This window comes from Bradyrhizobium sp. BRP19 (genome assembly GCF_020194195.1).
Taxonomy (GTDB): Bacteria; Pseudomonadota; Alphaproteobacteria; order Rhizobiales; family Xanthobacteraceae; genus Bradyrhizobium; species Bradyrhizobium yuanmingense.
In genome coordinates, this window is the sequence record NZ_JADYVZ010000235.1 from 1 (window position 1) to 391 (window position 391).

At 61.6% G+C, this 391-nt stretch carries 1 protein-coding gene; it reads left to right on the top strand.

Features of this window, described 5'->3' with window-relative positions; translation table 11 throughout:
- Window positions 1–391, top strand: a 391-nt coding sequence (locus I6F36_RS39345) for a methylmalonyl-CoA mutase family protein (protein WP_225173333.1), incomplete at both ends; no start/stop codon positions are given.

Consider the following 391-nt stretch of genomic DNA (forward strand, 5'->3'; position numbering starts at 1 on the left):
CACGTTGGCGCTGGGCCTCCCAGACTCGTTTGCCCGGCGCGTGGCTCGCAACACGCAGCTTCTGCTGCTGGAGGAAAGCAATCTTGCCAAGGTTAGCGATCCTGCCGCAGGTGCTGGCGGCATTGAGGCGCTAACAACGGAGCTTTGCGACGCGTCCTGGAAGAGTTTCCAAGAGACTGAAAATGCGGGCGGCATCTTTGCGGCTCTCCAGCAGGGAACGCTTCAGGCGAAGATCACAGCTACGCGCAGAGCGCGCGATGCCAATCTCGCGAAGCGCCGCGACCCGCTGACAGGAGTGAGCGAATTCGCAACCCTTGGCGAAGGCGCAGCGGCGGTACTGAACGTAACACCGATGGCCCCTCCGCCTAACGTGGACCAGAGATTCGTATTC